The 16980-nt window shown below is 70.0% G+C and carries 18 protein-coding genes and 2 riboswitches; of the genes, 7 read left to right on the top strand and 11 right to left on the bottom strand.

The annotated features are described in order from the left end of the window. Nucleotides 1-376: 376 nt before the first annotated feature. The 3 genes from JK363_RS33125 to JK363_RS33115 form a co-directional block, all read right to left on the bottom strand. Nucleotides 377-1171: an enhanced serine sensitivity protein SseB C-terminal domain-containing protein gene (locus tag JK363_RS33125; protein WP_307821966.1), complete on the bottom strand. Its 795-nt coding sequence runs from the start codon at nucleotides 1169-1171 to the stop codon at nucleotides 377-379. Between the two features lie 111 nt (nucleotides 1172-1282). Beyond that, a complete protein-coding gene (locus tag JK363_RS33120; RefSeq protein WP_201881000.1) occupies nucleotides 1283-2077 on the bottom strand; it encodes an enhanced serine sensitivity protein SseB in 795 nt (264 codons plus the stop codon). A 191-nt stretch (nucleotides 2078-2268) separates the two neighbouring features. Continuing rightward, nucleotides 2269-3006 (bottom strand): AAA family ATPase, encoded by a 738-nt coding sequence (locus JK363_RS33115; protein WP_201880999.1) that lies wholly within the window; start codon nucleotides 3004-3006, stop codon nucleotides 2269-2271. Nucleotides 3007-3156: 150 nt separating this feature from the next. Continuing rightward, nucleotides 3157-3266: riboswitch (glycine riboswitch) on the top strand. Continuing rightward, nucleotides 3267-3374: riboswitch (glycine riboswitch) on the top strand. A gap of 51 nt (nucleotides 3375-3425) precedes the next feature. Between JK363_RS33115 and gcvT the strand changes: the two genes are divergently transcribed. The 4 genes from gcvT to JK363_RS33095 all read left to right on the top strand — a co-directional run bounded on the left by gcvT (nucleotide 3426) and on the right by JK363_RS33095 (nucleotide 7806). Then, nucleotides 3426-4553 carry a glycine cleavage system aminomethyltransferase GcvT gene (gcvT, locus tag JK363_RS33110; protein WP_201880998.1) on the top strand — a complete coding sequence of 376 codons (1128 nt, stop codon included), beginning with the start codon at nucleotides 3426-3428 and terminating at the stop codon, nucleotides 4551-4553. Nucleotides 4554-4672: 119 nt separating this feature from the next. Further along, the gene (gene gcvH / locus JK363_RS33105; RefSeq protein ID WP_201880997.1) at nucleotides 4673-5050 is read left to right on the top strand and encodes a glycine cleavage system protein GcvH; all 378 of its coding nucleotides are present in this window, start codon (nucleotides 4673-4675) and stop codon (nucleotides 5048-5050) included. 23 nt (nucleotides 5051-5073) lie between these two features. Beyond that, a complete protein-coding gene (glyA, locus tag JK363_RS33100) occupies nucleotides 5074-6339 on the top strand; it encodes a serine hydroxymethyltransferase (RefSeq protein WP_201880996.1) in 1266 nt (421 codons plus the stop codon). A gap of 84 nt (nucleotides 6340-6423) precedes the next feature. Then, nucleotides 6424-7806 (top strand): L-serine ammonia-lyase, encoded by a 1383-nt coding sequence (locus tag JK363_RS33095; protein ID WP_201880995.1) that lies wholly within the window; start codon nucleotides 6424-6426, stop codon nucleotides 7804-7806. Between the two features lie 78 nt (nucleotides 7807-7884). Here the strand turns inward: JK363_RS33095 and JK363_RS33090 are convergent, their stop codons facing one another. Beyond that, entirely contained in the window at nucleotides 7885-8802 is a 918-nt protein-coding gene (locus JK363_RS33090) for a right-handed parallel beta-helix repeat-containing protein (RefSeq protein WP_236076289.1), read from the bottom strand. Between the two features lie 83 nt (nucleotides 8803-8885). Next, nucleotides 8886-9377, bottom strand: coding sequence for a hypothetical protein (locus tag JK363_RS33085; protein ID WP_201880987.1), 492 nt, complete (start codon nucleotides 9375-9377; stop codon nucleotides 8886-8888). 132 nt (nucleotides 9378-9509) lie between these two features. Here JK363_RS33085 and JK363_RS33080 point away from each other — a divergent pair, with 132 nt between their 5' ends. Then, entirely contained in the window at nucleotides 9510-10241 is a 732-nt protein-coding gene (locus tag JK363_RS33080) for a DUF7873 family protein (protein ID WP_201880986.1), read from the top strand. A 563-nt stretch (nucleotides 10242-10804) separates the two neighbouring features. Here JK363_RS33080 and JK363_RS33075 read toward each other — a convergent pair. Next, nucleotides 10805-10975: a hydrophobic protein gene (locus tag JK363_RS33075; RefSeq protein ID WP_201880985.1), complete on the bottom strand. Its 171-nt coding sequence runs from the start codon at nucleotides 10973-10975 to the stop codon at nucleotides 10805-10807. Between the two features lie 359 nt (nucleotides 10976-11334). On the opposite strand from JK363_RS33075, the gene JK363_RS33070 reads away from it, so the two are divergent. Both JK363_RS33070 and JK363_RS33065 read left to right on the top strand, forming a co-directional pair. Continuing rightward, on the top strand, nucleotides 11335-11964 hold the full coding sequence (locus JK363_RS33070) for a glycoside hydrolase family 25 protein (protein ID WP_201881077.1): 630 nt from the start codon (nucleotides 11335-11337) through the stop codon (nucleotides 11962-11964). A 47-nt stretch (nucleotides 11965-12011) separates the two neighbouring features. Continuing rightward, nucleotides 12012-12320 carry a hypothetical protein gene (locus tag JK363_RS33065; protein WP_201880984.1) on the top strand — a complete coding sequence of 103 codons (309 nt, stop codon included), beginning with the start codon at nucleotides 12012-12014 and terminating at the stop codon, nucleotides 12318-12320. A gap of 29 nt (nucleotides 12321-12349) precedes the next feature. On the opposite strand, the gene JK363_RS33060 is transcribed toward JK363_RS33065, so the two are convergent. From JK363_RS33060 to JK363_RS33040, 5 genes are all read right to left on the bottom strand, one after another. Then, nucleotides 12350-12565 (bottom strand): EF-hand domain-containing protein, encoded by a 216-nt coding sequence (locus tag JK363_RS33060; protein WP_201880983.1) that lies wholly within the window; start codon nucleotides 12563-12565, stop codon nucleotides 12350-12352. A 113-nt stretch (nucleotides 12566-12678) separates the two neighbouring features. Further along, nucleotides 12679-13314, bottom strand: a complete 636-nt coding sequence (locus JK363_RS33055) for an N-acetylmuramoyl-L-alanine amidase (protein WP_201880982.1) — start codon at nucleotides 13312-13314, stop codon at nucleotides 12679-12681. 480 nt (nucleotides 13315-13794) lie between these two features. Next, nucleotides 13795-14301 carry an ATP-binding protein gene (locus tag JK363_RS33050; RefSeq protein ID WP_201880981.1) on the bottom strand — a complete coding sequence of 169 codons (507 nt, stop codon included), beginning with the start codon at nucleotides 14299-14301 and terminating at the stop codon, nucleotides 13795-13797. A gap of 278 nt (nucleotides 14302-14579) precedes the next feature. After that, nucleotides 14580-15347: an enoyl-CoA hydratase/isomerase family protein gene (locus JK363_RS33045; RefSeq protein WP_201880979.1), complete on the bottom strand. Its 768-nt coding sequence runs from the start codon at nucleotides 15345-15347 to the stop codon at nucleotides 14580-14582. 68 nt (nucleotides 15348-15415) lie between these two features. Continuing rightward, nucleotides 15416-16645 carry a L,D-transpeptidase gene (locus tag JK363_RS33040; protein WP_201880977.1) on the bottom strand — a complete coding sequence of 410 codons (1230 nt, stop codon included), beginning with the start codon at nucleotides 16643-16645 and terminating at the stop codon, nucleotides 15416-15418. Nucleotides 16646-16980 lie beyond the last annotated feature (335 nt).

The following is a 16980-nucleotide window of genomic DNA, read 5'->3' as shown; positions in this document are numbered from 1 at the left end:
GAGAAAGTCAGGCTCGTGGTACGGGAACCTTTTCTGAAGGGGCCCTACGCGCCGAACCGCGCCCCTTGGAGCGGGAGTCTTCATCGCGCTTGTGATCAGCCGCCAGACCCCACGGGCAATGGAAACCTAACCGTGATGTGGCGCACACAGTTCCGGTATACGGACAGTCGTGACGCAAGAGCGCAGCAGTAAACCCGAGCCCACTATGGGGCTTTCGCCGGATACGAGTGATGTGCGCATCCGGGCGGCAGGGGTTCCGCAAACGGCCCGCGGACGGCGCGACAGCAGGTGTGCCGGGGCGGAACCGCCCCGGCACAGAAGGGTCAAACCTTGGTAAACGAACGGGTCATGAGTGATTCGACGGGCGGGAGGCCCCTCAGTACGCGGGGCGCGGCGGCGGATAGCCGTAGCCGTAGGACGGCGCGGCGGGCGCGGCACCGTAGGCGTCCCGGTCGAAGAAGGGACGGGCGTTGGCCCGCATCCACAGCGCGACCGGGTCGTAGACGTCCGACAGCGCGACCGTGGAGACCGGCAGCCCGTCCGGCACCGCGCCGACCGACTGCTCCATCATCGTCCGCACCGACTGCACCGCCGGGCCGCTGGTGTCGTACAGGTCCAGGCCGATCGCCAGATACGGCGCGCCGAGCGCGGGCTGCACCCAGGCCCTGCGCAGCGACCGCACCACGGCGGTGCGATGCGCGTTCTGCCCCAACAGGGCGTAGAACTGGGGGATGTCGATGCCGGGCTCGGACACCCGCAGCGGTCCCGCGGGCAGTCGGTCCAGACCTCCGGCGATCCGGCGCAGATCGAGCCAGGGGATGCCCACACCGCCGCCGGGCGCATGCGGGTTCAGCCACAGGCCGTAGCGGTCGCGGTAGAGGGAGTCGGCGATCAGACGCCCCTCCACCACCTCATGAGCGCGGTTCCAGCCACTGGCGGCCAGCTCCTGCGCGGAGGTCACACACGGGGCGTAACTGAGGCCGGCCACGTCCATGTTGCCGTACTGGGCGTCGGACGCACCGGGCGAACCGTTCCACAGCAGCATCCAGACCTGACCCCCGGCGAGGGCGTGCAGCAGCGCCTCATAGGCGTCGTACCGGCCGGGAGCGACCTGTTGCAGCATCCGCTCCACCTGACCGGCGGCCGCCTCCCACTCCGCGCCCGCGCTCACCTGGGTCCGCCCCTCTCTCGGCTGTGCCCGTACCTCGGCGGGGCACGTGGGTGCGCCCCGCCTGGTCATCAAACCAGCTTACGGGCCACGCCTGGGGGCCCTGGGGATGAGTCAGAGGTCACGGTCGTAGAACGGACGCACCCTTTCCAGCATCCAGTCCGCGACCGGGTCCTGTGCGACGTCCAGCAGAACGAGTTGCACGGTCCAGGGCAGCGGCACCGTGCCGAGCGCCCGCCCGAGCGCGTCCACCGCGAGCGCCTGGCCCTCCGGACCGGGTGTGTCGAGCTCGATGCCGACGAAGAGGGCGGGCGGGTCGCCCTCGACGCTGGCCAGCGCGCGCCGGGCGGTCCGTATCCCCTTGTCCTTGGCGAACTCGATCCCGGCGGCGGCGAGGAAGTCGACCGGTTCGTCCTGCCAGTCGGGTTCGAAGAGCCGCACCCGGCCGCCGGAGGCCGGGCCGTCCAGCTCGCTGCGGCCGGTACGGCACAACTGGGCCACGGCGGCGGGCGGAAGCGGTACGCCCACCGCGCCACCGGGGTTCACCGCGATGCCCAGCTGGGGCGGCAGTCCGCGGGCGAACTCCACGGCCGGGGCGACGGTGAACGACATATGGCCGCCGACGATCTGGAGGAACTGCCGCTCGGAGCTGAACACCGGGACATATGCGGCGCCTTCGATCTCCATGGTCGGCAGATCGAGACCGCGGCTGTCCGGCCCCCCGCCGCTGGGCAGCGGAACCCAGACATGACTGCGGCCGAGGACCTCCACGATGCGGGGTCCGGCCCCGGGGACCTCGACCGAGGCGGCCAGCACCTCTTCGAGCTCATTGCCGGGAAACCCGGGTACAGCGCTGTCGGGGAATCCTCCGTGAGCCGGTGGGAAACCGTGCTGCTCCGGGATGCTCATCTCGTTCAACCGCCATCTCGTCCGACCTGCATCAGCACCCTAACGGCTCGGCGGCGCAAGGCCATGGGCCGCATCCTCATCTCCACACCACATCCCCACCTCGGCGCGGTGCGAAGCGCGCGGCGTGCGCTCGGGGCCCGGTCGAGCGCCGCTCACGCTCCGCTCGCGCCCCGCTCGCCGGTCGGTCGGTTTCACTCGAAGGAGATGCCGCGCAGCGCATTGATCGCCGCCCGGTCCAGCAGCACCGCCGAGGCACAGCCCGCCGGCGGCCGCCCCGCCGCCACCCCGGCGACCAGCTGCCGCACCGCGCGCCGGTGCCGTCCGAAGGCGTAACCCGACACCCCGCGGCCGCGGGCGGCCTGGCCCTCCAGGGCCAGCTCGGGGTCCACGTCCAGCAGGACCATATGGAGCCGCCGGCCCCGGCGCCGGGTGTCCCAGGCCAGCCAGCGGCGGACCCAGGGCAGCGCGCCGCAGTCGTGCACCACCACGCTGGCGCCCGAGCGCAGCGCGCGGTGCAGCCCGGCGTAGTGGGCGCACCGGACCAGCGGCCGGTAGAGGGCATAGGGCAGCCAGCCCGGCAGCCGCCGCTCCCATGCCTCACGCATGTCCTGGGAGTCGATCCGGACCACCGCGCGGCCGTCGTCGTCCAGCGGGGCGACCGTGCGGTTGATCAGAGTGGTCTTGCCGCTGCCCGGCAGCCCGGAGGCGACCAGCACATCGTGGGCCGGATAGCGCAGCTCGGGCACACCCGCGCCGCTCCGGGCGGCCGGCGGCACGCCCGCGGCCGGGTCACCGTACGTGTCGGCACCGGTGCGCAGATCGTGCACCACGGCCCTGCGGCCTGGCCGGACCGGCCCCGCGGACGGGGCGCGTCCGCGCCGCAGCGGCAGGGGCCCACGTGACGTCGCAAACGCTCCCTGCCCATGCACCGTGATCGTCCTCCCAGGTCGGTCACTGCGGCTCGTACCCGAAGAGTGTCAAGAAAAGGTAATGCCCTCAAGGCGCCCACCTCACAGACTGGGGGGTTCCCTTCTCGCCGGTACGTGCGATGATGTCCGCGCAACTCCATACCGGCCGCTTGAATCCGCGCGGGAGAGTCCTTGGTCACACCGGCAGTCGCCGGGCGACCGGGCGCCGAAGGAGCAAGTCCTCCCTTGAATCTCTCAGGCCCCGATACCGCGCGGGCGAGGCAGATCTGAAAAGCGAGCCGCTGTGCGTGGCTCCACCCAAGGTGCAAGCCGGACCCCGTGCGGGCGTCACGGCGAACCTCTCAGGTTCCGATGACAGATGGGGAGGACGTTCTGCGTCCTCGATGCCCCGCCGCGACCTTGATCTTGGAGCCTGAATCATGACCGACGCCCCGACCGCGCCACGCCGCACCGCGCTGGACGCGCTGCACCGTGCGCTCGGCGCCACCATGACCGACTTCGCCGGCTGGGACATGCCGCTGCGCTACGGAAGCGAGCGCGACGAGCACAACGCCGTACGCACCCGCGCCGGGCTCTTCGACCTCTCCCACATGGGTGAGATCACTCTCACCGGGCCGCAGGCCGGGCAGGCGCTGGACCACGCCCTGGTGGGCCATCTGTCGGCACTCGCCGTGGGCCGCGCCCGCTACACCATGATCTGCGACTCCGAGGGCGGCATCCTCGACGACCTGATCGTCTACCGCCTCGCCGACGAAGAGTTCATGGTGGTGGCCAACGCCTCGAACGCCCAGGTGGTGCTGGACGCGCTGACCGAGCGGGCCTCCGGCTTCGAGGCGGCCGTCCGGGACGACCGGGAGGCATACGCGCTGATCGCCGTCCAGGGTCCGGAGTCCCCGGGGATCCTCAAGAGCCTGACCGACGCCGACCTGGACAACCTCAAGTACTACGCCGGGCTGCCGGGCACCGTCGCGGGCGTCTCCGCGCTGATCGCCCGCACCGGCTACACCGGCGAGGACGGCTTCGAGCTGTTCGTCGCGCCGGACGACGCCGAGCGGCTGTGGCAGGCGCTGACCGAGGCGGGCGCCCCGGTCGGCCTGGTGCCCTGCGGGCTCTCCTGCCGGGACACCCTGCGGCTGGAGGCGGGGATGCCGCTGTACGGACATGAGCTGACCACCTCCACGACCCCGTTCGACGCCGGTCTCGGCCGGGTGGTGAAGTTCGAGAAGGCCGGTGACTTCGTGGGGCGCGAGGCCCTTCAGGCCGCGGCGCGCCAGGCGGAGAGCGAGCCGCCGCGCACCCTGGTCGGCCTGATCGCTTCAGGCCGCCGGGTGCCGCGCGCCGGATACCCCGTGGTGGGCCCGGACGGCACGGTGATCGGTGAGGTCACCTCGGGTGCCCCCTCCCCCACGCTCGGCAAGCCGATCGCCATCGCGTACGTCGACGCGGAGCACGCCGTGCCCGGCACCGAGGGCGTGGGCGTGGAGATCCGCGGTACCCGGGAGCCGTACGAGGTCGTCGCCCTCCCCTTCTACCGGCGCGAGCGCTGACCGCACGGGCGCGCCGTCGCCCGGTCCCCGGGGCCTTCGGGACCCTCTGCCGTGCCCACCCCGTCCCATCAGCCAAGACCCGTTCCTCAGCATTCCCTCGTATCCAGGAGAATCGGACCATGAGCAACCCCCAGCAGCTGCGCTACAGCAAGGAGCACGAGTGGCTGTCGACCGCCGACGACGGTGTGTCGACGATCGGTATCACCGAGTTCGCGGCCAATCAGCTCGGCGATGTCGTCTATGTCCAGCTTCCGGAGGTGGGCTCCACGGTCACCGCCGGTGAGAGCTGTGGTGAGCTGGAGTCCACGAAGTCGGTGAGCGACCTGTACGCGCCGGTCACCGGAGAGGTCACCGAGATCAACGAGGATGTGGTGAACGACCCGGCGCTGGTGAACTCCGCCCCCTTCGAGGGCGGCTGGCTGTTCAAGGTGAGGGTGACGGACGAGCCGGACGACCTGCTCTCCGCCGATGACTACACCTCCTTCTGCGAAAACTGACCCTCCTCTCGATCGGGACCCCGATGTCGCTTCTCAACAGCTCCCTTCATGAGCTCGACCCGGATGTCGCCGCCGCCGTCGACGCCGAGCTCCACCGCCAGCAGTCCACCCTGGAGATGATCGCCTCGGAGAACTTCGCTCCGGTCGCGGTCATGGAGGCCCAGGGCTCGGTCCTGACCAACAAGTACGCCGAGGGCTACCCCGGCCGCCGCTACTACGGCGGCTGTGAGCACGTCGATGTCGTCGAGCAGATCGCCATCGACCGGGTGAAGGCGCTCTTCGGCGCCGAGGCGGCCAATGTGCAGCCGCACTCGGGCGCCCAGGCCAACGCGGCCGCCATGTTCGCGCTGCTCTCCCCCGGCGACACCATCCTGGGTCTGAACCTGGCGCACGGCGGCCACCTCACCCACGGGATGAAGATCAACTTCTCCGGCAAGCTCTACAACGTGGTGCCCTACCACGTGGACCCGCAGACCGGCCTGGTCGACATGGACGAGGTCGAGCGGCTGGCCAAGGAGCACCGCCCCAAGCTGGTGATCGCGGGCTGGTCGGCCTACCCGCGCCAGCTGGACTTCCCCGCCTTCCGGCGGATCGCCGACGAGGTCGGCGCCTACCTGATGGTGGACATGGCCCACTTCGCGGGCCTGGTGGCGGCCGGGCTGCACCCCTCGCCCGTCCCGCACGCCCATGTGGTCACCACCACGACCCACAAGACCCTCGGCGGCCCCCGCGGCGGAGTGATCCTCTCCACGCAGGAGCTGGCGAAGAAGATCAACTCGGCGGTCTTCCCCGGTCAGCAGGGCGGCCCGCTGGAGCATGTCATCGCGGCCAAGGCGGTGTCCTTCAAGGTCGCGGCGGGCTCGGCCTTCAAGGAGCGCCAGGAGCGCACCCTCGAGGGCTCCCGGATCCTGGCGGAGCGGCTCACCCAGCCCGACGTCACCGAAGTGGGTGTCTCCGTGCTGTCCGGCGGCACCGATGTCCATCTGGTCCTGGTCGACCTGCGCCACTCCGAGCTGGACGGGCAGCAGGCCGAGGACCGGCTGCACGAGGTCGGCATCACCGTCAACCGCAACGCCGTCCCCAACGACCCGCGGCCCCCGATGGTCACCTCGGGTCTGCGGATCGGCACCCCGGCGCTGGCCACCCGCGGCTTCACCGCCGACGACTTCCGTGAGGTCGCCGACGTGATCGCCGAGACCCTCAAGCCGTCGTACGACGCCGAGGCGCTCAAGGCCCGGGTCACGGCGCTGGCCGACAAGCACCCGCTCTACCCGAGCCTGGGCAAGTAACAGGACCGGCCGTGGGGGGCGCCGGCCCCGGCGCCCCCCGCATCGCACCACCGCACGCCCCCGTGCAGACAAAGGAGTTCAACGGTGGCCATCTCCGTCTTCGATCTGTTCTCGATCGGCATCGGCCCCTCCAGCTCGCATACGGTCGGCCCGATGCGAGCGGCGCGGATGTTCGTCCGCCGTCTGAAGAACGAGGGCCTGCTCGCCCACACCACCTCCGTACGCGCCGAGCTCTTCGGCTCCCTGGGCGCCACCGGCCACGGCCACGGCACCCCGAAGGCGGTGCTGCTCGGCCTCGAGGGCCAGTCCCCGCGCACCGTCGACGTCGAGACCGCCGACGACGAGGTGGAGCGCATCCGCACCACCAAGCGGCTGCGGCTGCTGGCCGCCGAGATCGGCCCCGGCCACGAGATCGACTTCGACGAGTCCTCCCAGCTGGTGCTGCACCGCCGCCGCTCGCTGCCGTACCACGCCAACGGCATGACCCTCCAGGCGTACGACGCCGAGGGCGTCCCGCTGCTGGAGAAGACCTACTACTCGGTCGGCGGCGGCTTCGTGGTCGACGAGGACGCGGTCGGCGAGGACCGCATCAAGCTCGACGACACCGTGCTGACCCACCCCTTCCGCACCGGCGACGAACTGCTGCGGCTCTCCCGTGAGTCGGGCCTGTCCATCTCCGCGCTGATGATGGAGAACGAGAAGGCCTGGCGCACCGAGGACGAGATCCGCGCGGGCCTGCTGGAGATCTGGCAGGTCATGCAGTCCTGTGTCGCCCGCGGACTGTCCCGCGAGGGCATCCTCCCCGGCGGCCTCAAGGTCCGCCGCCGCGCCGCCAACGCCGCCCGCGCGCTGCGCGCCGAGGGCGACAAGACCACCCACGCCATGGAGTGGGTCACCCTCTACGCCATGGCGGTCAATGAGGAGAACGCGGCCGGCGGCCGTGTGGTCACCGCCCCCACCAATGGCGCGGCGGGCATCATCCCGGCCGTCCTCCACTACTACACCCACTTCGTCCCCGGCGCCGACGAGGAGGGCGTCATCCGCTTCCTCCTCGCCGCGGGCGCGATCGGCATGCTCTTCAAGGAGAACGCCTCCATCTCGGGCGCCGAGGTCGGCTGCCAGGGCGAGGTCGGCTCCGCCTGCTCGATGGCCGCCGGCGGCCTCGCCGAGGTCCTCGGCGGCTCCACCGAACAGGTCGAGAACGCCGCCGAGATCGGCATGGAACACAACCTCGGCCTCACCTGCGACCCGGTCGGCGGCCTGGTCCAGATCCCCTGCATCGAGCGCAACGGCATGGCCGCCGTCAAGGCCGTCACCGCCGCCCGCATGGCCCTCCGCGGCGACGGCCGCCACCATGTCTCCCTCGACAAGGTCATCAAGACCATGAAGGAGACCGGCGCCGATATGAAGGTCAAGTACAAGGAGACGGCGCGGGGCGGGCTGGCGGTGAACGTCATCGAGTGCTGAGGGCCGGGCTGTCCGTGCCCGCCCCGGACACGGACAGCCCGCCGTCACCGCTCCCCGCCCGCTCCGCCACCGCCCGGCCTACGGCTCCCCGCCGGGCTCCGGGCCCTCGTAGCCCGCCATGGACGAGGCGTCGATGCCGACCTCGTAGCCGATGCCGGGGTCGAGTTCGTTGCCGCCGACATGGGCTCCGGTCGACCCGTGGGCGAGGCCGATGGCGTGGTGTGTCGGGGCGGCGAAGGTGTTGCCCTCGATGGTCGCGTTCCGCACATCCTCGAACATCAGGGCTTGCGATGCCGTGAGCGTCTCGCAGTAGTTGTTCCTGACGGTGATGTCGGATGTGGAGCCCTTGCCGTCCCCGTCCTCGTCGTTCGGCCCTTCGGCCATCAGGCACATGTTGTCCACCCGCCGGCACCGGTTGCCCTCGATGAGGACGTGTCGGCTGGGCGGGGAGTCGCTGGCGAAGGTCTGCATGCAGTCGGCATGGCCGTTGCGGTTGTCCGTGCGGCTGACGGTATTGCTCACGATCTTCAGGTCGTTGCCGAAGAAGCGGATGCCGTCGCCGTCCCCGCCGCGTGGACCGGTCACGGTGTTGTTCCGCACCGTGATGTGGTCACCGGTCAGTTCGATGCCCGGCGCTTCGGGCCGGTCGGTCCGATAGCCCTCCACGACGACGTTGTCGGCCTCGATCGTGATGCCGTGCACGGCGGCTCCACGACCGGAGTAGGTGACCGGTTCCCGGGGGGTGCCTCCCTTGGTGATGACCAGCCGGTCCCCGGAGATGTCGCCGTCGAAGCAGACCACATCGCCGGGCCGGGCGGAGTTCGCCTCGTGCGGGGTGGCGAGGTGGCGCGTGCAGTCCGGCGCCGACGCGGCGGCCACGACGGCGCCGCCGATGCCGCCGCCCATGCCGCCGCCGGTTCCCGAGGCGAGTGCGCAGGGTCCCGCGACGGTGACCACCGTGGTGACAGCGACGATGAGCTGCTGTGTGGCTCTCATGCGGTGGACGTCAGGCCCGGAGCCCCGCGAGGGGGCCCGAAGCGGTGGCGGCAGCGGCTTCCGGAGCACGGCGTTCCCTTCCGTCAGTAGCAGTAGTCCTTGAGCAGCATCGCGTTGATGCGCCTGCCGTCGGCCTCGGTCACCGTGTGCTTCCCGCTGCTGAAGCGCCGGGCGGCGCGCTGGTCGGGGTGGGTGGCGTTCCGGCGGAGGTCGGCGCACTGCTCTCCGGCCTTTTCGATGTCCTCGGGAGAGCCGAGGGCCGGGTGGATGGAGCGCAGCGCGCTCTGGAGTTGGACGGTGCGGAGGGTCAGCAAGTCCTCCTCCACCCGGTCGCTCGTGTCCGTCGGACGATGCGCCGGTGGCGGGGTGTCGGTGGACGGAGCCGAAGCGCTCGGCTTGCCCGGAGTGGCGTTGTCCGGGGCGGTTTTGCCCGGCGCGGCGTTGTCCGTGCCGCCATGCGCGCCGCCATCCGCGTCGTCACTCCCGCATCCGGCGAGTGACAGGGCCGTGGCCAGGGTGACGACGGCGATCGCGCCGCGGCGTCGGGTGACTGGGGTGAAGGGCTTCCCGGGCATGGGCTCCCGCTTCCGTCAACAGACCGGAGGACTCTCCTCGGCGGGATCACGCTGGCACGCCCCGCCCGGGACCGGTCCCGGGCCCGAATAACGGTTCGAGGGTGGCGGGTTGTGGCTGCTAGCGTGCGGGACGTGGCGAAACTCAATCAGATCATCGCAGTGGAGAAGGGCGTCAAGTCCAAGGCCCAGCAGGACCTGACGGCGGCCCAGCGCGGGCTGGACAAGCCGGCGCTGCTGGCGGGCATCTCCCGCACGTACCAGCCGAAGGACGAGGAGGGCGAGCAGCTGCCGCCCGAGTCGACGCGGGTCCAGGTCAAGGCGGAGGACGTGCTCCGTGAGACCGCGGCGACCCTCACCCGGCTGTTCGACGTCACCGCCACCAAGGACTGGGCCAACTGCGAGGCCCGCGCGGACATCGAGGTCGAGGGGCGGACGCTGCTGCGCGATGTGCCCGTGTCGTATCTGCTGTTCCTGGAGAAGCAGCTGGCCGACCTCGGCGGCTTCATCCGGCGGCTGCCGACGCTCGACGGGGCGGAGTTCTGGACACTGGACCCGTCCACGGACTCGTGGAAGACCGAGGCCGTGCGGACGGTGCGTACCAAGAAGGTGCCGCGCAACCATGTGAAGGCGGAGGCCACGGAGAAGCACCCGGCGCAGGTCGAGGTGTACTACGAGGACGTTCCGGTCGGCTACTGGACGACGGTGAAGTTCTCCGGCGCCCTTCCCGCCCGTCGGGTCAATGAGCTGCTGGCCCGGGTGGAAAAGCTCCAGCAGGCGGTCAAGTTCGCCCGCGAGGAGGCCAACGCCGTCGAGGTCACCGACCAGCGCGTCGGCGACGTGGTCTTCGGCTACCTCTTCGGGTAGCGTCATGAACTCCCCGGCCGCCCCAAAAGCGGTACGGGGTGCGCGAGGAGCGCAAGCTGAAACTGAAGTTCGTCGTGATACACGCGGCTGTACTGGAGAGTTGACACCTCTTCCGAGCACTCGGTCACGAGAGGGGACTGTCTGAGTTCGGGGTCGCTGGGTTTTAGCCCCCAGTCCTCGACAGGCATTCCGCCCGTGGCACGCGTTCAATCTCAGACTCTTGCTCCAGCCTCAGCATTCGCCGCCGATCGCTTGAACGACCCGGCACGGGCTTGGTCGTCGGATGCCGGTTCAAGTCCGGCCCACCCCGCTGTCATGGGGCGGTAGTTCAATGGAAGAACACGACGACATCAGACTGACCCGTGACGACACGATCGGGCGTGCGCAGAAGGCGGCACCACAGGGCCCGGGGGATGGCCAAACCCTCGGGCCCGCTCCTTTTCCCCATCCTTGTCCCGCTCGCTTCCCGCCGGTGTCCGCTTCCGATGGACCTGAGGGAAGGGCCCGTCCCCACGAGGGGCGGGCCCTTCCCGTCACGCGTCGTGCACCCGAACCACCGGCCGCTACCAGCGGTACCAGCGGCTCCGGGCGCCGCCCGCCGCGGTCGAGCGGACCACAAATCCGAGCAGCCACACGGCGAGGACAACAACGGCGATCCACCACAGTGCCTTGAGCGCGAATCCCGCGCCGAAGAGGACCAGGGCGAGCAGAAGAACCAGAAGCAGGGGAATCATGGTTATCAACCTCCGGCCCCACGAGTTCCCCCCACTCCATGGATCACGCCCCGGAATTCCGTTGGTTTCCCTCTCACCGATGAGGGAACTGGAACGGGTTTTCTGAGCACCCGTCCATGAACGTCCATGAGTTCACATGAAGAACTCTGATAACACCCGCACCGGGGACGAGCCGGGGAACGAAGACGGGCGGACCCGCCTCGTATCATGCCGCCGGAGCGCGCTCATGCTCTTCCTGGCGAAATCATTCGTTTGCGCAAACGAGATACGCTCCCCCGCGCCCCGTTGCATAAGGTCCTGGACCGGGCATGACAAGAACAGCGCACTCTCCCCACACCCTCCCCCATGAGGCAGGCACCATGCTGCACGGCATCGACGTGAGTTCGCACCAGTCCAGCTTCGACCCGGACGGGCTGGCCTTCGTCTTCATCAAGGCCACCGAGGGACGGTCGTACATCAACCCCAAACAGTCCTCGCAGGCGGCACGCGCCCGCTCGGCGGGGTGCGTCGTCGGCTTCTACCACTTCCTGTGGCCCGGGAACATCGCGGCACAGGCGCGCTACTTCGTCGAGAAGTGCGCGTCCAAGGAGCACGATCTGCTCGCCGTGGACTGGGAGACCACCGGTTCGGGCACCCGCGCCAGCAACGCCGAGAAGGACCGGTTCATCCGGGAGGTCAAGCGGCTGCGCCCCAGCCACCGGGTGATGCTCTACTGCAACCGCAGCTTCTGGCTCAACCACGACACCACGTCCTACGCCGGGGACGGGCTGTGGATCGCGGACTATGTGACGGCGGGCAAGCCGCGCATCAGGGCGAAGTGGCGGATCCACCAGTACACCGACCGGCCGCTCGACAAGGACGTGGCGGACTTCTCCAGCAAGACCGCGCTGAAGGCGTGGGCCGCGGTCAGCCGGGTGGCGCACGCGATCGAGGACCTGGGCGGCGATGACGAGGAGGAGCTGCCCGAGCGCGAGGAGAGCGGGGCGTAGCACCGCCCGAAGGGGCGCTGTCAGTGGGCGCGCCTACCCTGCCCGGTATGAGTTACGCAGATCTGCGCGAACTCCGCAGCGCGCTGACCACCGCCTCGGACATCGCGTTCGCGCTCGACGCCACGCCCTCCGGGCGGGAGACCGAACTGCTCACCGACGCCCTGCGCCGGGCGCTCGCCGCGGCCGGGGCGCTCACGGCCGAGCACGGCGCCACGGGCTGCGCCGAGCATCCGCGCGGGGCGGTCGATCCGCTGTACGGGGATCCGGACGATCCGCTGCCGCCCGGCTACGGCCGCTGTCTGCTGTGCAACGACCGCAGACGGCGGGCGAGCGCACAGCGGCGCGGCTGGCGCTGATACGCCCGCGGCGCCGCCGTGCGGCCCGGTCACTTGTTGTTCTGGGCCGCCCAGAACTCGTCGAAGGTGAGCAGTCCGTCACCGTTGGAGTCATGAGCGTTGATGACGGCCTGGGCGACGGGCTCGGTGACATAGGGGTCACCCAGCTGCGCCATCACGCTCTTGTACTCGGCCGCGGTGATCTGACCGTCGCCGTTGAGGTCGAACCGCTCGAACGCCTTGCGCGCCGCCTCGATGTCCGCCACCTGTTCCGCCCCTTCCATGGGTCTGTCTGACCCGCACAGATTAGCGGTCCGCGGCGGGCGCCCCGGCGGCCACTGCGCACCGCCGCCGGTGACGACCGTCGACGAGGGTGCGATCAGACCCCGTTGACGAGGTCGATATAGCGGTCCCAGTCCCACAGCGGACCGGGGTCGGTGTGGTCACTGCCGGGCACCTCGCTGTGGGCGATGATGTGCGCGCGGTCCTTGGGGATGGCGAAACGGTCGCAGACCGCGGCGGTGAGAGCCGCGGACGACTCGTACAACGCGTCGGTGAACCACTCGGGTTGGTCGACCCAGCCCTCGTGCTCGATACCGATACTGCGGTTGTTGTAGTCCGTGTTGCCCGCGTGCCAGGCGACGTCCTTCTCCCGTACGAACTGCCCGATATAGCCGTCGGCCGAGGCGACCATGTAGTGGGCGGAAACCTGCTTGGCCGGGTCCTGGAAGATCTTCATCGCGTCCTGGAACGTCTCCTGCGTCACATGAATGACCACGAGTTCGATCGGATACGAGGTCGGGCGGTCCGAGACGCGGTAGTTGGAGCTGCTGGCCGGGATCCAGTGGGTGGGGGGATAGTCGGCGGCGGCGCGGCGACCGCGCGTGCCGGTGGAGGTGGCGTCGGCGGCGTGGGCGCCGGCGGTGGTGACGGCCGCTCCGAGGGACGCGGTCGCGATTAACGCGCCCGAGCGGAGCAGAGTGCGGCGGTTGGGGGTGCGGCCGTGCGCTTCCATGGGGGCTCCCGAATGCGTAGCCGGGACAGGGGGGATGCGCGATGCGCGGGGGGGTGTCGCTTGGGGGGTGTGACGCGCGTAGCGCGGTTCCATGGTGAGCTCTCGGCAGGGCCATGCCAAGGACCGAAGGGCAAAGAAAGTCCGCGCGTCACGGACTGGACCAGTGGAAATTCACCATGCGGAAGTGGACAACGAAGGAAAAGTCGCGCTCTACCCGCCATTAAGAAGGCAAGTGTCACAGCTCACCGTGGATTGGCTTGGAAGTGCTCTACCACGTCTGCGATAGTCGGGGCCACGACCCCCATTGACCCGGGCCAGGTCGTTCACCCGGATGCCGCGGACACACCCCTCTCCCCGCGGCCCGGGGCCGGAGAGGCCCCCTTGCTGCTCCCTTCACGCGACGGCTCGGGGGCCTCTTCCTCGTCCACGATCCGGACCTAGGGGGTCGGCATTCAGCCACCCTCGGGCGGGCTCCACCGGTCAGCCGCCGTCGTTCACCCGCATCTCGAACCAGGTCGATTTACCGCACGGCAGCAGATCGACCCCCCACCGCTGGGAGAGCTGGTCCACCAGCATCAGTCCGCGCCCACTGGTGTCGAGATCGCCCACCGGCAACAGACACGGCAGTCCGCGCGAGGGGTCGCGGACCTCGACCCGGATCCAGCCGCGCCGCTTCAGCATCCGCAGACCGAAGGTGCGGGCACCGGTGTGCCGGACCGCGTTCCCTACGAGTTCGGAGACGAGCAGCACGGTGTATTCGGCGATCTGGGAGGCCATGCTCCAGTCGCGCACCACCACGTACTCGGCCAACCGGCGGGCGGTACCGGCGGATTCCGGGAGGGAGGGCAGCCGCACCTCCTCGACCGCGGGGTTGCCGAACAGGTCAAGCGCTCTCAGAGCCCGATCCTCGTCGACGGACGGCATCCGCCGGACCGCAGCCGTCCCTGTGCGCTGCCGCGGCTGCTCCATTCCGTCCAAGCCCGCCATGCCCCCCATCATGGCCGCCCACAAGGGCGTCCGGGGCGGAACCAGGGGATTCCGAACACCGGAGCCCCAGGCTCCACACACCGGTTCCGACATATGCCAATGGCAGTCAGGGGGGCATAATCCCCCATCTGACCAGCGATATCACCGCGCGTCCACGTGATCACCCAGCGTACCGGAACCGGCCATCCGGCCGCCGATCGATGGCGAAGAAAATTCGCTCGCACGGGGCATGCGCGGTAGGGACATCGATGATGCCCCTGAGCGGAACGGCTCGTTCCCTAGCTGAACTTGGCCTTCCCGGGACCGTCTTCGACAAAGCTGCGCATACCGATCTCCCGGTCCTCGGTGGCGAACAGCCCGGCGAACCAACCGCGTTCGATGGTGAGGCCGGTGTCGAGGTCCGTCTCCAGCCCGCGGTCCACCGACTCCTTGGCCGCGCGCAGCGCGATGGCCGGCCCCTGGGCCAGCTTCGCCGCCCAGGCGTGCGCCTGCTGGTAGACCTCCTCGGCCGGGACGACCCGGTCCACCAGCCCCATGGCCAGCGCCTCGTCGGCCTTGACCTGCCGACCGGTGAAGATCAGGTCCTTGGCCTTGGACGGGCCCACCAGCCGGGACAGCCGCTGGGTGCCGCCCGCGCCCGGGATCAGGCCCAGCAGGATCTCGGGCTGGCCCAGCTTGGCGTTCTCCGCGGCGATCCGGAAGTCGGCGCACAGCGCCAGCTCGCAGCCGCCGCCGAGGGCGTAGCCGGTCACGGCGGCGACCACGGGCTTGGGGATCCGGGCGATGGCGGTGAAGGACTCCTGGAGGTCTCCGGAGCGGGCCACCATCGCGGCGTGGTCCATCTCCCGCATCTCCTTGATGTCCGCGCCCGCCGCGAACACCTTCTCCCCGCCCCAGATGACCACGGACCGGACGTCGTCGCGGCGGGTCACCTCACCGGCGAGCTCCCGCAGCCGGTCCTGCGTGGCGACGTCCAGCGCGTTCATCGGGGGGCGGTCCAGGCGGAAGGTGGCAACGCCGTCGGCAACCTCGAGGTTCACAGTCATGAGCGCAGGTTAGCGCCGGCTAACACGGATCGGGGAGGGTGGGCCGCCGGTGGGAGGGGAGAGGCGGGCTACTTCTTCCACTTCTCCCAGGACATGTTCCAGCCGTTGAGCCCGTTGTCCGGCTGAATGGTCGTGTCGTGGGAGTTCTTCACGACGACCACATCACCGAGCAACGACTCACGGAAGAACCAGGCCGCGGGGGTCGAGCGGTCACCGCCGCCGCGCTGGTCGAAAAGACCGACACAGCCGTGGCTGACATTGGTGGAACCAAAGGTCGGGCGGCCCGCCCAGTAGTTGCCGTGGAGGAAGGTGCCGGAGGTCGACAGCCGCATGGCGTGCGGGACGTCCTTGATGTCGTACTCCCCGTCGAAGCCCACCGTGGCGCCGTCCATCCGGGTCACCTTGAGCTTCTCGCTGATCACCATCTTGCCGTTGTAGGTCTCGTTGCCGGGACCGCCGGAGGTGATCGGGATGGTCTTGATGGTCTTGCCGTCCCGCTTGACCGTCATCTTCTTGGACTTGGCGTCGACGACCGAGACCTGGCTGCGGCCGATGGTGAACTTCACGGTCTTCGTCTGCTCGCCGTAGACCCCGGGACGGCCCTCGACCCCGTCGAGGTTCAGCCGCAGCGTCACCTTGGTGCCGGGCTTCCAGTACTCCTCCGGGCGGAAGTCCAGGCGGTCGTCGCCGAACCAGTGGCCCTCGATCGGCACCGAGGGGGAGGCGCTGACCTCGACCCCCTTCTCGACCGCGGCCGGGTCGGTGATCCCGCGGTTGAAGCGGAGCGAGACCGGCATGCCGACGCCGACCTTGGAACCGTCCTCCGGGGTGTAGGTCCCGACGAAGGTCTCCTTGGGGCGCAGCGTGGTGAACTTCGCGTGGCGGCTGGTGGCACGGCCCTCGGAGTCCTTGGCGACCGCGTCCACCGTGTAGCGGGTGTCCGCCCCGAGATGGGCCTTCGGCCGCCAGCTCTTCCCGTCCTCGGCGATCTTCCCGTCGACCCGCTTGCCGTCGCCGTCCTTGACGGTGACGGAGGTGAGCTTGCCCCGCGCGGCCGTGACCTTGAGCTTGCCGCTGGTGTCGACGTCCTTCGCCCCGTCCTTGGGCGCGATCGTCACCTGGGCCCGCGATGGCTCCTTCCCAGCGCCGCCCTTGCCGTCCTTGTCCTTGTCCTTGTCCCCGTCACCGGACCCGCCACCGCATGCGGTCACCAGCACCAGCAACGTTCCGAGCACCAGCGCCAACAGGCCCCCGCGGCCCCGCGCCGCCCTCGTCCCCGATATCGGCCGCACCGTCACAACAGCTCTCCCCTCGGCAGGGCCGCGCCCCCCGGCGGCGGCCCCGAACTCCACGCGCAGGCACGTATGGCGATAGGTAATCACACGGCGGTGACAGCGGACTCCCCGTGATTGTTACGGTTCAGTCCCAGGTGGGAGCGGTCACCAGCGAGCGGCCGAGCCGTGCGCGCCCCGTGGTGCGCACCGGAAACGTGAGCGCCGCCGGTATTGCGGGCAGAACAGGTCCGAGGGCGGGGGCACTTCCGCGTGGCACGGGACGCCGCCGGGGCCGCCGGCCCGCCATGAGGCGCTGCCCGCCGTGCCCCCGCCGGGGCGGGGCGGGCGAGCCGCGAGCC

The sequence above is a fragment of the Streptomyces coffeae genome, from assembly GCF_016741875.1.
GTDB classification, from domain to species: Bacteria; Actinomycetota; Actinomycetes; order Streptomycetales; family Streptomycetaceae; genus Streptomyces; species Streptomyces coffeae.
The sequence above is the reverse complement of the archived record's forward strand: the minus strand, read 5'-3'. Positions and strand labels throughout refer to the sequence as shown.